Below are 14,264 nucleotides of genomic sequence, written 5' to 3'. Positions count from 1 at the left end.
TTTCCCTTCAACGAATAATTCAACATGAAAGGTAATGTCTTTTAATGTGAAAATATCATGATTTAGGGGCAATCGCTAACGATAGTGCAGTCTGGCATGCGCGATCCTCGGGGAAGATCACATCCGGGAGAAGATCTCTCTGATGAAGTCCGTGCAGACGGGCGATCTGTCGTGGTTGCGCGAAGATGGTCAGGCCACGCATCAGCATACTGCCGCAGACCCGTTGCTCGGTATCGAAAGCCAGTGCCAGTACTACCCGTGGCTGAAAGCGCCCGCCAGAACGCCCGACACCGACGGTACCCAGTCGGCATAGGCCGTCGAAGGCGCGGTTAAAACGTTGGAGCTGCCACCAGCCGAAAGCGATTTGCAGTAGCCAGGCCAGCACGGCGAAAATGATTAATGCCTGGGTCATGTTGTCTCCTGTTTAGTTTCCCTCTCCTAAGGGAGAGGGAGGGGTAATCCGATCAGAACATCACCTGACCGCCGGTAATATTGATTGACTGACCCGTGCAGTAGGACGCCTTGTCGCTGGCATAAAACAGCAGGGTATTCAGGACATCCTGATAGTCACAGCCGCGTTTCAGTGGCACTTTATCGGTGTAATATTTTTCAACCTGATCCGGTTGGATCCCCAATTTCTGTGCGTACTGTGGCAGCAACGACTGGAACATCGGCGACTTCAGCAGATTACCAAGCATCAGTGAATGGACGGTAATGCCGTACTCCGCCAGATCAAGCGCCAGTGATTGGGTGAGCCCGACGCCGCCGAACTTGGCGGCACTGTAGCCTGAATTGTGCTTACTGCCGACCTTACCGGACTTGGAGTTGATCTGAATGATGCGTCCGGCAATGCCATCGCGGATCATCAGGCGGGAAAACTCGCGGGCACAAAGAAAATAGCCCACCAGATTGACCTGTAGAGAACGGTCAAAATCCCCTAACGGAAAATCGGTGATCGGAGCCGCCTTGGCGATACCCGCGCTGTACACCAGCAGGTTGGTCTGTCCAAATGTACGATCAACCGCCGCCGCCAGTTTCATCACGCTTTGTTCATCGGTGGCGTCGGCCGGAAAGCCCTGTGCACAACCTGCGCCGTATTGGTCATTAATCTGCTGCGCCACCTGTTGGGCGTTATCTGCGTTTAAATCGGCCACCGCCACGCGGTAACCCGCCTGCGCCAGTCCCAGGCACAAAAATGCACCTAATGTTTGGCCTCCGCCAATCACTACAGCTACTTCAGACATGGTCTACTCCTTATGCGATAAATTTCAGCGTACTGCCTATCGGAATATCAATTGGCGTGGTGCCGGAAACATGGATCGAACCAGGAAATTCGGCCTGGGTTTCCCCGTCAAAACGCACGGTTAGGTGGCCCAGCTCACGCAAATTTTGGCTGGCAACATTGCCGACGGCAGTGATCGGATAGCGTTGATCCGCCAATTCCATCCATCCACCGGCTCGCAGTTCGCCGAGGGTATTGCCGTGTTGGTGGATAAAACAAAACTCTTCGATGTCTGCCGGTGCACCTTCACGAAAGGTGATCAGCATGTCATCAAACAGCGCATCGCGGGCACTACCGCCAATCTGCGTGATGGTGGTTTGGAAAATGGTATTCATAACTAGCCCCTGGCAGTAAGGTTATTGGTAAATGAAGGCCGAGGCGGCCCAGGCGATCAGCACTGTGGGTGCGCCGGTCAGGAAACGCCCGACTAAGACCGAAGGCACACCGACTCGCACCGTGTCCTGCTTGGCTTCCGCCAGCGATAGGCCCACCGGAATAAAGTCGCAGGCGGCTTGTGCATTGATCGCAAACAGTGCGGGCAGTGCCAGTTGCGGCGGGATATGGCCCAGGCCAATTTGTACCCCAACCAGCACACCTATCACCTGAGCGATCACCGCGCCGGGGCCCAGGAAGGGTGACAGCAGCGGGAAGGAGCAAATCAGCGCCAGCGTCACCAGACCAATGGGGCTGCTGGCTAACGGCGTCAGGCCATGGGCGATGAAATCCCCCAAACCGGATGCCATGATGATGCCGATCAACGCCGAGACGAATGCCATAAACGGCAGAATGGTTTTCAGTACTGTGTCGATGGTGTCGCGACCCGCCTGGAAGAACACGGCGACCACCGATCCCATGCCCATGCCGACTTTCGCCAACAGGCCGTCACTCTGCTCGGTGATTTTTTTACTGGTGTCGTAATCCCGTCCCGTTGACTGGAGGGGAGAGACGGCTTGCACCACATCCGTTTCCGACTCTACCCGGCTGATGTTGTTATCACGTACCCCAGAAACGTAGATGTCCTCGAGGATAAACTTTGCCAGTGGGCCTGATTGGCCAGTGGCGTGGATATTGACTGTAGGAATACGACGTTTAGGGTACAAACCACAGCGTAGGGTGCCCCCACAGTCAATCACCATCACACCAATCTCGTCTGCCGGCGGTTCACCTTCCTTGAAGCCGTCGACGGCAGGCCAGCCAGTCAGTTCACTGAGTCGATCGACGATCGACGGACGGGTTCCTGCGGTGATGTACACCACTTTTTTGCCCGGCTCGATAGGTAACTGTAATGGGCCGCCCCAGCCGCTGGCGCCTTTCTCAATACGGATATAAGCACTCATGCTGCACTCCACTGATTAAAGTTGCACCTGACGGTCTAGGCGGATGCCCATCTTGCGTTCGAACAGGCTGGTGGTGAGATCGGTTACCCAACCGCGGAAAAAGTTGGTAAACAGCCCGACCAGAAAATAGCTCACTGCCAGTGGCCCAAGTGGCAGGCCGAGAGTGGTCAGCCCGCTGGCGATGCCGAGGTAAACGAACAGTTCGCCGGGATTGATATGTGGGAACAGGCCATTCATTGAGTGGCAGCTGTAGGATGCCGCCGCGTAGTAGCTGGGTTTGTATTTCTCGGGCATAAAACGCCCGAGGCTGAGGGTCATCGGGTTACAAAAAACAAAGGTGCCGAGCAGCGGCAGCAGCAGATAGCGTGAAACAGGGTTTCCCGCGCAGCGCTGCGCCAAGCGTTCAATACGTTCCTGGCCAACAAATTTAATCAGCGCTTTCATAATGACCAACAAGCTGATTAACAAAGGTAAAATGCCAGTCACCATGCCGACAAACACTTCACCGCCTTTCTGAAACAGGCCGATAAACCATTCGGCACCGTGAGTGATTAGCTCAATCATTATTGTTCTCCTGAGATGGAAGGTATGGCCTGGAGCGAATGGCAGCTCTGTCGCCATGGGCCTTACACTAATCACTTTACGGATTCATTTGTTTTAAATAGATCACAATTTGAAAGATAAATATTTTATTGTGAAAGTTAATAATGAAAGAAAAATAACATAAAAGCGTGGTTATCGTTAGGCTGGAAGGGGAGGTCAGCAGATAAAAGCCATGAAAAAGCCCGGCGAACCGGGCTGGGGGAACTGTATGTACTTGCCGCCGTCGTGATCAGGCGATGGTAACTTTCTTGTCCAGATAGGTGTCCTGAACGGCATTGATCAACGCCACACCTTCTTTCATCGATTTCTTGAACGCTTTACGTCCCAGGATCAGACCCATGCCGCCTGCGCGTTTGTTGATAACTGCAGTACGCACCGATTCCTGAAGGTCGTTTTCACCGGCAGCACCGCCGGAGTTAATCAGCCCGGCGCGGCCCATATAGCAGTTGGCCAGTTGGTAACGCACCAGATCGATCGGGTGGTCGGTGGTCAGTTTGCTGTAGACGCGGTCATCGGTATAACCGAATTTCACTGCGCGATAGCCGCCGTTGTTTTCCGCCATTTTCTGCTTAACGATATCGGCACCGATGGTGGCGGCAATATGGTTAGCCTGACCGGTGAGATCGGCGCTGGAATGATAATCCACCCCGTCTTTATTGAATGCCGGGTTACGCAGATAGGCCCACAGCACGGTGACCATACCCAGTTCATGGGCACGCTCAAAGGCGATCGAAATTTCCTCAATCTGGCGGCGTGACTGTTCAGAACCAAAGTAAATGGTGGCACCGACCGCGACTGCACCCATGTTGAACGCTTGTTCGACACTGGCATACAACGTCTGGTCATATTGGGTCGGATAGCTCAGGGTTTCGTTATGGTTCAGTTTGACCAGGAACGGAATTTTGTGTGCATAGCGTCGTGATACGGACGCCAGTACGCCGTAAGTGGAGGCGACACAGTTACAACCGGCCTCAATGGCCAGTTCGACAATATTTTTCGGATCAAAGTACAGTGGGTTGGCGGCAAACGACGCGCCGGCAGAGTGCTCAATGCCCTGATCGACAGGCAGAATTGACAGATAACCGGTGCCAGCCAGACGACCGTGATTAAGCAGGCTTTGCATGGAACGCAGAACGGTGTTGGGACGGTTGTTATCGATCATTATCCGGTCAACAAAGTCGGCGCCCGGTAAGTAGAGATTTTCAGCAGGGATGGTAGTACAGCGGTGTTGCAACAGGTCTTCCGCTTCCTTTCCTAACAACTGTGCAATATCAGTCATGATTAACTCCCGATTTAGCTTCTTCATACACCGGTAATGCAAGGCATCTGACCACCGGCGCAGCAAAAAGCGGTGATTGAAGCTGATAAAACGATATTAATGAAATCCTGATGGCAAGGAGAAACAATAGATGCGATTGAGAGGAAATGCCATTTGCATGGCCAAATACGTGGGGGCGATCGCCCCCTTGACTGGCAAGCAGTTGATTATTCGGCGTCGAACCACTCGGTGTTTTGCAGGGCGATGGGGGTAATGGAGTAGATGATCTCTTGCAGATGCTCATGGATGGCGCGCTCGGCGGCGTCTGCATCCTGCGCTTTCAGCGCCGCAAAAATGCGGTAGTGCTGTTGGATCAAACTTTCCGGTGGTGAGACTTCACTCAGGCTGAGAAAACGGACTCGGTCCATGGTGGCCTTGATAGTTTCAATGGTCTCCCAGGCCAACGGACAGTCGGCAAACTGGGTCAACAATTGGTGAAATTTATCATCCAACGTCAGAAATTCACGCGTCTGCTGGTTTTGTGCCGCCAGTTCCTGGCGATGCAAGTTATGCTCCAGCGTCATCAATTGTTCCGGTGTGATCCGCTCCGCCGCGCGACGCACGATCGCGCATTCCACCGCCTGACGGATAAAACGTCCATCAGCCACCCGCTTGGCAGAAATCTTCATCACAAACGTACCGCGTTGCGGCAAAATCTGCACCAATCCCGCCTCCGCCAATTTGATAAAGGCTTCGCGCACGGGTTGGCGAGAAACGCAAAAGCGGGTGGAAATCTCTTTCTCGGACAGCAGCGTACCAGGGGGAATGGTGCAGTCGACGATATCCTTGCGCAGGAAACGGTAGACTTGCTGGTTGACCGGGAGATTGTTGGTGAGACTGTAGGATTCAGACATGGTGACAACTCATGACTCAGGCTTGAGTGTGAATGCCACCATACTAGCAGATTATCGGCTTGCTGCGGGCGGATAAATCCTTCCGCAGCTTGATGAACAAAGCAATTTTACGCTTTGGGTGAATGGATTCACTGACTTCTCTGCACGCTGAGTGCAGATTAACCGAGTGACAATCCGGCAACGCTGGCCTTGGCACCTTGTACCAACAGTGTCTGATAGGCATCGGTAACCGCCCTGACAAAGCGCGGGTTATCGGGCAGATCATGCCCGAAGACGGTATCAAGTTGCAGTAAGGCCAACACTCGTTCAGGGCCTTCTCGACTGTTATTGACTGCATCTGCGAGACGTTCCCGCAACGGATCGCAGATTTCGATAGTCTGCCCCTGTTCATCCTGAGCGCCGACATAACGCATCCAACCGGCAATACCTAATGCCAGGCAATCAAAATTGCTGTCGTGTGTCAGATGCCAGCGAATTGAGTCCAGCAAGCGCTGCGGCAGTTTTTGGGTACCATCCATGGCAATCTGCCAGGTACGGTGTTTGAGTGCGGTATTGCGGTAACGCGCCAGCAGCGAGTCAGCGTACTGTGCCAGATCCACGCCGCAGACGTGCAGCGTCGGTGCTTGCTCAGCCAACATCAAGTGGTGTGCCGCTTTAACGAAGTGCTCGTCCTGCATACAGTCGCTGATATGTGCATAGCCGGCTAAATAACCCAGATAAGCGAGAAACGAGTGACTGCCGTTGAGCATCCGTAACTTCATTTCTTCGTAGGGCAGTACGTCGCTTACCAACCCGGCGCCGACCTTTTCCCAATCGGGGCGGCCTTGTGGGAAGTTATCTTCGATCACCCATTGGCGGAACGGCTCGCAGGCGATCCCGAGCGGATCGACGGCGCCACCCAGTAAATCCTCAATGTATCGCAGCGTATCCAAGGTGACTGCCGGGACAATACGATCGACCATGGTTGAGGGGAACGCGACGTGCTGTGCGATCCATACCGCTTGTTCATTGTCTTGCCGTTGTGCCAGTTGGGTTAATACATTACGCGTAATCTGGCCGTTGGCTGGCATATTGTCGCAGGACATCACGGTAAACGGAGGCAACCCCCGTGCCCGGCGCAACCGCAGTGCGGCCAGGATCAATCCGGGGGCGGAGCGTGGTTGCTGCGGATTAACGGCATCATGCTGAATATCTGGGTGTTCTGACAGTAACTGGCCGTTGGCGGGTTGATAACAATAGCCTTTCTCGCTGATGGTCAATGAAACGATAGCTACTTCCGGCTGTGCCATGGCCTCGAGCACGGCTTCCAGTCCGTCAACCTGCAAGTGTAACGCCTGCCTGACGACGCCTATCACCTGACCGTGCCAACTCGCATTGTTCATTTCGGCAACCGTATATCGCAAATCCTGCTGCTGTAAATCGGCGATTTTTTGCCTGCCGTTGTGCATGCTGATCACACAGTAGCCCCAGTCGCTGGTGTGATCGTTAGCCAGTTGCTCGGCATACACGGCCTGATGTGCGCGGAAAAATGCACCGAAGCCAATATGTATGATGCGTGGTTTAAGCCGTGCGCGATCGTAATTCGGTTGCGCAATTGCCGCTGGCAGCACGCTGTTACTGAAAAGTGTCATGCTGGAATTCCTGAAGAGAGGCAGGGAACAGGGCGGCGACGGCCGCCCGAGTGCGTTAGGATTTTGAAATTTGCGGTTGCACGGTGTTGCGCGGTGCTTTGATCACCAACAAGACCAGTACGGCCCCGAGCGCCGCAACGCCGCCTGCCAGCATAAAGGCGCTGTCGAATTTGCCGGTGTTCTGCACAATGTAACCGGTGACTATCGGGCCAATGATGCCGGAAACGCTACCGACCAGATGGATAAAGCCGCTGGCGCCACCGACCCGGGATTTATGTACAACGTCTTGAATGATTGCCCAGTAAATAGCACCGGTGATGTATAGGAAGAATATTGATACCGACATCAGCATGACCGCCGGGACCACACTGCTGACAGTGCCTGCCAGTGCCACGCAAATGGCTGCTGCCAGCAGGCTGGTGACTAACACAATCTTGCGTGACAACAGCAGCTTGCCGGTAATATTGAAAATCTTGTCGGAGATATAACCGCCGAGCGCCAGCCCGACAAAGCCGACAATCCATGGGATCATGGTGGTGAGGCTCATTTCCTTGATGTTCAGGTTATGCGCTTGCACCAGATAGGACGGAAACCAGCTCAGGAAGAAGAACAGGATATAGTTGTAGCAGAAGAAGGCGAACGCGGTGACCAGGATGATCGGTTGTTTCAGGTAGTAGCCCAGCCCGTGTGCGGCATTACTCAGTTCTTCTTCGGCACTGTGAGTCTCTTCCTTCATCTGGTTAATCAGCGCAAGCTCTTCGTCACTGACGCGTTTACTTTTCGCCGGGTTATCTGCCACCACGAAGAACCACACCAGCATCCAAACGATGCCGATCGAGCAGATAATCATAAACGCTGGCCGCCAACCGAATGCCAGTGCCAGATAACCGACGATCGGCCCAGCCACGGCACCGCCCAAAGGGGAACCGGCGCTGAGCAGGCCCATTGCGGTCGCCGCCTGCTTTTTCGGGAACCAGCCGTTGATCATTTTATTGGCGGAGGCGCAGATTGGCCCTTCGGCCATGCCGAACAGCACGCGTAGGATCAGCATGGAATAGAAGCCGGTGGCTAATGCCGTCATGCCGCAGAAGATGGACCACAGGCCGACGGCAATGCCAAGCACCAACGTTGGGCCGAATTTGTCTACCGCCAGCCCGCCGATAAAGTTAAAGATGGCGTAACCGAAGAAGAAACTGCCAAAGATGATGCCGAACTGCTCGGCATTCAACATCAGATCCTTCTCGATCATCGGTACGGTAATCGACAGCGCGACGCGGTCGAGGTAGTTGATCATGTAAACCATAAACAGCAGGAATACGATGGTCCAACGCAGGTTTTTAAACATAAAAGCACTCCACTTGGTGTTGTTGTAATCGCGATGCTTCATGGTTGGAGAGGGCCGCTTCCTGCCGCCCTTGGCCCTGGTGTAGTCATTAGTCGAATTGCAGTAATACCTTGCAGCAGGTGCGCTGATCTTTTTCGAACATCAGCATTGCCTGTTCAACTTCGCTGGCCGGCACGCAGTGAGTAATGAGTTTCTGCGGGGCGATTTTCCCGCTGGCCATCCAATCGATAACCTGTGGGAAGCGTGCGCTGTTGAGGCGCGAGGAGAAAATTGACAGCTCTTTACTGGTGATGCTTTGTTGAGTAATGGTGCAGGCATCGCCGGAGAACCCCATGATGCCGATGCGTGCTGCCGGGGACGCCAGATTGATCGCCTCTTGCAAAATGGCCGGATGACAGGCGGCGTCGACGATTAACGTCGGGCGGATGCCGCGCCGTTCCAGCTCGGTGGGCAATGACGCTTCGGCATTGTTGAACGTCCAGTCGGCGCCGTTTTCCTGCGCCATCACCAGCCGTTCAGGGACGCGATCGGTGACGATTACCTGCTTCACGCCGAAGACGCCTTTCAGCGTTTGGATCACCGTTAATCCCATTGGCCCAGCCCCGTAGATCAACGCAATATCATCGGCATTGGGTTGGAGATGGGCGGTAATATTAGCCGCAATGGTGAAGGGTTCGATCATGGCAGCGTGGCGATCGCTGATGCTTTCCGGAATGCGGTAGGCGTTGCGTGCCGGGGCACAGGCGTAGTCACTGAAACCGCCGTCGCGATGCACACCAATCACTTGTAGCTCGGTGCAGACGTTGGGACGACCGATAGAACACGGGTAACAATGACCACAACTGACGACCGGATCGACAGAGACGCGTTCACCGAGCCGCTGCGGGCTGACATCGCTGCCGACTTGATCAATCACGCCAAAAAACTCGTGGCCGATCACTCGTGGGTAGCGGGCGAAGGGATTGTGGCCATGATAAATATGCACATCAGAACCGCAGATGCCGGCAAACCGGACCTTTACCCGCACTTCGTTGGCGGTCGGTTGCGGCAGGGGGCGCTGCTGGATAGCCAGCAGGCCGGGTTGTTCAATGACCACGCTTTGCATGGTGCTTTCTCCTGTTACCAGTTCCATAGGGTGCCATCCTCCAGACGTGCGACCGGCAGATAAGCGGGTTCGTAGGGATAACGGGCAGCCAGTTTTTCATCGAACTCAATGCCCAGTCCCGGTTTGTTACCTGGGTGCATATAGCCGTCGTTGAAGCTCCAGTTATGTGGGAATACCTCGAGCATTTGTTCTGAATAACCCATGTATTCCTGTACGCCGAAGTTCGGCACCCACAGATCAAAGTGCAGCGCCGCTGCCATACAAATTGGCGACAAATCGGAGGGGCCGTGTGAACCGGTACGCACTTGATACAGCGAAGCAAAATCGGCAATACGGCGCATGCCGGTGATTCCACCGGCGTGGGTGAGGGTGGTACGGATATAATCGATCAGCTGTTCTTCAATCAGCTGTTTGCAGTCCCAGATGCTGTTAAACACTTCACCGACGGCGATTGGCGTGACGGTATGCTGGCGGATCAGGCGGAAGCACTCCTGATTTTCTGCAGGCGTCGGGTCTTCCATCCAGAACAGCCGGTATTGCTCAATGCTTTTACCAAAGCGCGCAGCCTCAATTGGCGTTAGCCGATGGTGCATGTCGTGCAGCAAATGCTCATCGAACCCGAACCGGTTGCGTACTGCATCGAACAGCTTGGGGGTGAAATCGAGGTACTTTTCCGTTGACCACAATTGTTCTTCCGGCCCGTTGCCCTTGGTGGCGGGCTCATAGGCCAGCCCCTTGCCCTTGGCCATGCCGTAGGTGGTTTTCATGCCTGGCACGCCGCACTGAGCGCGGATGGCTTTAAAGCCCAATTCTTTATGCTTGGCGTAATCGTCGAGGACTTCGTCGATGGAATGACCGGTGGTGTGGCAGTAAACCATTACGCCGGTACGTGATGCGCCGCCCAGTAACTGATACAGCGGCATATTGGCAGCCTTGCCCTTGATATCCCACAGCGCCATATCTACAGCGGAGATGGCGGACATGGTGACAGGGCCGCGCCGCCAGTAGGCGCCTTTGTAGAAGAATTGCCAGATATCTTCGATCTGATGAGCGTCTCGCCCGATCAATTGTGGACAGACGTGATCTTTTAGATAGGACGCTACCGGCAGCTCACGGCCGTTAAGCGTCGCGTCGCCGATACCGGTAATCCCGTCGTCAGTGGTGATCTTCAGCGTGACAAAATTCCTGCCAGGGCAGGTCACAAATACCTCTGCGTTAATGATCTTCATAACGTCTAATCCTGTTCTTACGGGTCATTATAATGGGCAAAAAATACGCCATGAACTAACTACCATACAAGTATGATTTAAAAAATTTGCCGGAGAAGATCACATTTAATCGCAGAATAAAGTGTAGAGGACGGGAGGGTTTTCAGTGGTGCGGCACAGAGGCTGTGCCGATCTATCTGGGGCTTGGGCGCTCAACTTCTTCTGTTAGGCGCCTCTGGCAGTGATTAACGGGAAAACGTCTGACCGAGTAACGCACAATTGGGGGGCAGACGGCACTCAATGGCATTGGGCAGGACTTCAATGCGGAAATGGGTACCCTTCAGCGGTTCACCGTCGAGATTAAATGTCATTTCGTGGGGAGCACTGATTTCCAACCAAGGTAAGGCAGCGCTGATCACATTTTTGTTTTCTTCGCCGTTAAACAAGCTGGCCACTAACGCTGGCAGCAGTTCGTCCGCGATCAACAGGCGCAATTGCAGCAACCCATCGTTGATCAGTGCATCTGGGCACAATTGCTGGCCGCCTCCGGCCTGCTTGCCATTACCAATGCCAATTACCAACGCGTCACCGGCCCAATGGAAATCAGGACCACGGATTTCGCAGCGATCGGCCTTGAGTGTATCCATGCGCAACAGGCCGTGGATAAAATAGGAAACGCCGCCTAATACTGCCTTTAGCTTTTCAGGTGTCTCGGTGGTGATTCGGGTACCGAAGCCACCCGTCGCCATATTGATGAAATAGCGTTCATCATTCACTTTCGCCAGATCGATAGGGACGGCGCGGCCTTTCATCGCCAACCGTAGAGCCTGTTCTGGCATCAGTGGGATATTGCAGGCCACGGCGAAGTCGTTGGCAGTGCCCAGCGGCAGAATGCCTAGCGCGGGCCGCTGATCTGCCGATACGGTTGTCAGCGCGGCGGCAACTTCATTGATTGTGCCATCACCGCCGCCGGCAATCAGAGTGGTTACGCCCAGTTGGCAGGCTTCCTGTACATAACGTGCGGCGTCTCCTTGTTCCCAGGTAACGCGAACATGCAATGTCAGGCCTTCATCCCGCAGCTTCTGTACTGCAAAACGGAGCTCTTCGTTGCCGGCGCTTTTACCGTTAATGATAAGAAGCGCGGGTGCTGATGGATGCATTCCTGATATCTCCCGGCTAAAAACAGATAGTGATCAACGATAAACTACCTATCGACGGCAAACCATCAGAATATTCAGTTAATTCGGATTAATAACCATTACGCAGTGATTATCCCTGAATGATTGGCTTAATTTGAGATATATGCCGTGAGTAAGTTAACGATTTTTGTTAATGAATTAATTAAGCGTTGTAGCATTATTTTTATATCGGAATAGGTGTGAGGAATATTAAAAATAGAGAAGGTAGTGCTTTGAAAGATAATGGGTATATTTTATATGATATTTATTTGTACCAAAGAAAAAGCCAGTCCAAGGGAGATTGGACCGGCTAAGGAGGTGGTTCCTAGTATTGCTATGCAAATATTTTTCGTTCTTAGTTTTAAGCAGCTTGATGGTAACCAAGCTGCGAACTAATTGATGTGATCCAATTCTAATATTTGCTAAAAATCACCCTTAAAGCCGCATAATCTGCATTTTATGCCGCAGGACTATTGGTATCCGGTAAATTTCGTATCAGCAGTGCGTAATTGAGATCGATATCTTGTGGGATCGGCAAATAAACGATATGGCCGTTGCCAGGAGCCACGTCGATCGCCTCGCCTTTCTTATTTTGCATGCTCTCGAGGGTAAACAAGACGTTACCGCCCGGGGTCATCATCTCTACGCTATCACCGAGCATGAACTTGTTTTTCACATCGACTTCAGCCCAACCGTCACGGCGTACACCGGTAAATTCACCCACAAATTGCTGGCGTTCAGACAATGAAGAGCCGTAATCGTAGTTTTGCTGTGCGTCATGCACATGGCGGCGCAGGAAACCTTCGGTGTAACCGCGATGCGCCAGGCCTTCCAGCGTGGTAAGCAATGTGGCATCAAACGGCTTGCCGGCAACGGCGTCGTCGATGGCGCGGCGGTAGACTTGTGCAGTACGGGCGCAGTAGTAGAAGGATTTGGTACGGCCTTCGATTTTCAGCGAATGTACGCCTAGCTGTGTCAGTCGTTCCACGTGTTGAATGGCACGCAGATCTTTCGAGTTCATGATGTAAGTGCCGTGTTCATCCTCGAAGGCGCTCATATATTCGCCCGGTTTTTGTGCTTCTGAAAGCATGAACACTTTGTCTGTCGGCGCACCGATACCCAATGTTGGTTCAACGGTTTGTACCGGGATAGGCTCATGGATATGCACGATATTACCGGTATCGTCTTCTTTGCCTTCTTCTGCTTTGTACTGCCAGCGGCAGGCGTTGGTGCAGGTGCCCTGATTAGGGTCGCGTTTGTTGATATAACCGGACAACAGGCAGCGGCCGGAGTAGGCCATGCACAAGGCGCCATGAACGAAAATTTCCAGTTCCATATCCGGCACTTGAGTGCGGATCTCGGCGATCTCTTCCAGTGACAGCTCACGCGACAGGATCACCCGCGTCAGCCCCATTTGCTGCCAGAATTTAACCGTTGCCCAGTTAACCGCGTTCGCCTGTACCGACAAATGAATGTCCATGTGTGGGAAGGCCTCACGCACCATCATGATCAGGCCAGGATCGGACATGATCAGCGCATCTGGGCCCATGTCGATCACGGGTTTAAGATCGCGCAAGAAGGTTTTCAGTTTGGCGTTATGCGGGGCGATATTCACGACCACGTAGAATTTCTTACCCAGTGCGTGAGCTTCGTTAATGCCCTGCGCCAGGTTCTCGTGATTGAATTCGTTGTTACGCACCCGCAGGCTGTAACGCGGCTGACCGGCATAAACCGCGTCAGCACCATAGGCAAAGGCGTAACGCATGTTTTTCAGCGTGCCGGCCGGGGAGAGGAGTTCCGGTGTAAACATAATGAGTCTCGGTCTGATTTCAGGTCAGTACTGCACCACCAAATGGCGCAGTAAAAGCGGGGAATTGTAGCGGCAGTGCGGCAAGAAATCAGCAGGTAACCGGATTTATTACAGGGAGATTGATCCTGGTCATAAGAAAAACGCGCGATGGCGGCCATCGCGCGCCGCACAGATGATGTTATGCGCTTAAATCGCGCACGTCGGTGTTCGGGCCATTCTTGATCACCGACTGAATACCGTTTTTTGCAGCAGTTTCAGAGCTGTACATTTCGCTGACGCCGATCACCTGATGGTTTTTGGCTTTCAGGACAAAGTAAGGCTGATTGCTGGTGCTGTGTTTCAGTTCATATTGCGCTTCGTGAGGTGAATTGGTTTGCACAGAGGCAATGCCATTTTCCGCCGAGGCTTTGCTGGCGTACATCTCACTGGCCAAAATGATTTCGCCATTACTGGCTTTCAGGTTGAAGTGGTACTGTCCATTCTTTGCTTTTTTCAGCTCATAGTGACCGATTGCCATGGTTCCTCTCCTGTGGGTTCCGATAAGTGATGTAAGTGTAGCCAATAGCGTGAAACTGAGCGGCTAAGAAACCTTA

The 14,264-nt window shown here is 53.3% G+C and carries 14 protein-coding genes; all 14 read right to left on the bottom strand.

The window, feature by feature from the left end; all coding sequences use genetic code 11:
• Nucleotides 1-55 precede the first annotated feature (55 nt).
• The 14 genes from gutM to SGR01S_RS19045 all read right to left on the bottom strand — a co-directional run bounded on the left by gutM (nucleotide 56) and on the right by SGR01S_RS19045 (nucleotide 14,188).
• Nucleotides 56-412: a transcriptional regulator GutM gene (gene gutM, locus SGR01S_RS19110; RefSeq protein WP_037417737.1), complete on the bottom strand. Its 357-nt coding sequence runs from the start codon at nucleotides 410-412 to the stop codon at nucleotides 56-58.
• 52 nt (nucleotides 413-464) lie between these two features.
• Nucleotides 465-1,244 carry a sorbitol-6-phosphate dehydrogenase gene (gene srlD, locus SGR01S_RS19105; protein WP_037417740.1) on the bottom strand — a complete coding sequence of 260 codons (780 nt, stop codon included), beginning with the start codon at nucleotides 1,242-1,244 and terminating at the stop codon, nucleotides 465-467.
• Between the two features lie 10 nt (nucleotides 1,245-1,254).
• Nucleotides 1,255-1,617: a PTS glucitol/sorbitol transporter subunit IIA gene (srlB, locus tag SGR01S_RS19100; RefSeq protein WP_037417743.1), complete on the bottom strand. Its 363-nt coding sequence runs from the start codon at nucleotides 1,615-1,617 to the stop codon at nucleotides 1,255-1,257.
• Between the two features lie 21 nt (nucleotides 1,618-1,638).
• Nucleotides 1,639-2,619, bottom strand: coding sequence for a PTS glucitol/sorbitol transporter subunit IIB (gene srlE, locus SGR01S_RS19095; RefSeq protein ID WP_061808292.1), 981 nt, complete (start codon nucleotides 2,617-2,619; stop codon nucleotides 1,639-1,641).
• 15 nt (nucleotides 2,620-2,634) lie between these two features.
• Nucleotides 2,635-3,183, bottom strand: a complete 549-nt coding sequence (gene srlA / locus SGR01S_RS19090) for a PTS glucitol/sorbitol transporter subunit IIC (RefSeq protein WP_061808291.1) — start codon at nucleotides 3,181-3,183, stop codon at nucleotides 2,635-2,637.
• Between the two features lie 268 nt (nucleotides 3,184-3,451).
• A complete protein-coding gene (fbaB, locus tag SGR01S_RS19085; RefSeq protein ID WP_037417752.1) occupies nucleotides 3,452-4,501 on the bottom strand; it encodes a class I fructose-bisphosphate aldolase in 1,050 nt (349 codons plus the stop codon).
• Between the two features lie 206 nt (nucleotides 4,502-4,707).
• Complete coding sequence (locus tag SGR01S_RS19080) at nucleotides 4,708-5,394, bottom strand: GntR family transcriptional regulator (protein ID WP_061808290.1); 687 nt, start codon at nucleotides 5,392-5,394, stop codon at nucleotides 4,708-4,710.
• Between the two features lie 158 nt (nucleotides 5,395-5,552).
• Entirely contained in the window at nucleotides 5,553-7,025 is a 1,473-nt protein-coding gene (locus SGR01S_RS19075) for a mannitol dehydrogenase family protein (protein ID WP_061808289.1), read from the bottom strand.
• Nucleotides 7,026-7,080: 55 nt separating this feature from the next.
• Entirely contained in the window at nucleotides 7,081-8,370 is a 1,290-nt protein-coding gene (locus SGR01S_RS19070) for an MFS transporter (RefSeq protein ID WP_037417819.1), read from the bottom strand.
• Nucleotides 8,371-8,458: 88 nt separating this feature from the next.
• Nucleotides 8,459-9,475, bottom strand: a complete 1,017-nt coding sequence (locus SGR01S_RS19065; RefSeq protein ID WP_061808335.1) for a Zn-dependent oxidoreductase — start codon at nucleotides 9,473-9,475, stop codon at nucleotides 8,459-8,461.
• 14 nt (nucleotides 9,476-9,489) lie between these two features.
• Nucleotides 9,490-10,704 (bottom strand): D-mannonate dehydratase ManD, encoded by a 1,215-nt coding sequence (gene manD, locus SGR01S_RS19060; protein WP_037417757.1) that lies wholly within the window; start codon nucleotides 10,702-10,704, stop codon nucleotides 9,490-9,492.
• Between the two features lie 224 nt (nucleotides 10,705-10,928).
• Complete coding sequence (gene yegS, locus SGR01S_RS19055; protein ID WP_037417760.1) at nucleotides 10,929-11,843, bottom strand: lipid kinase YegS; 915 nt, start codon at nucleotides 11,841-11,843, stop codon at nucleotides 10,929-10,931.
• A gap of 475 nt (nucleotides 11,844-12,318) precedes the next feature.
• Nucleotides 12,319-13,671 carry a prephenate-dependent tRNA uridine(34) hydroxylase TrhP gene (gene trhP, locus SGR01S_RS19050; protein WP_061808288.1) on the bottom strand — a complete coding sequence of 451 codons (1,353 nt, stop codon included), beginning with the start codon at nucleotides 13,669-13,671 and terminating at the stop codon, nucleotides 12,319-12,321.
• Between the two features lie 178 nt (nucleotides 13,672-13,849).
• Nucleotides 13,850-14,188, bottom strand: a complete 339-nt coding sequence (locus SGR01S_RS19045) for a YegP family protein (RefSeq protein WP_037417767.1) — start codon at nucleotides 14,186-14,188, stop codon at nucleotides 13,850-13,852.
• Nucleotides 14,189-14,264 lie beyond the last annotated feature (76 nt).

The sequence above is a fragment of the Serratia grimesii NBRC 13537 genome (assembly GCF_001590905.1).
GTDB classification, from domain to species: domain Bacteria; phylum Pseudomonadota; class Gammaproteobacteria; order Enterobacterales; family Enterobacteriaceae; genus Serratia; species Serratia grimesii.
This window is presented reverse-complemented; position numbering and strand designations above follow the sequence as displayed.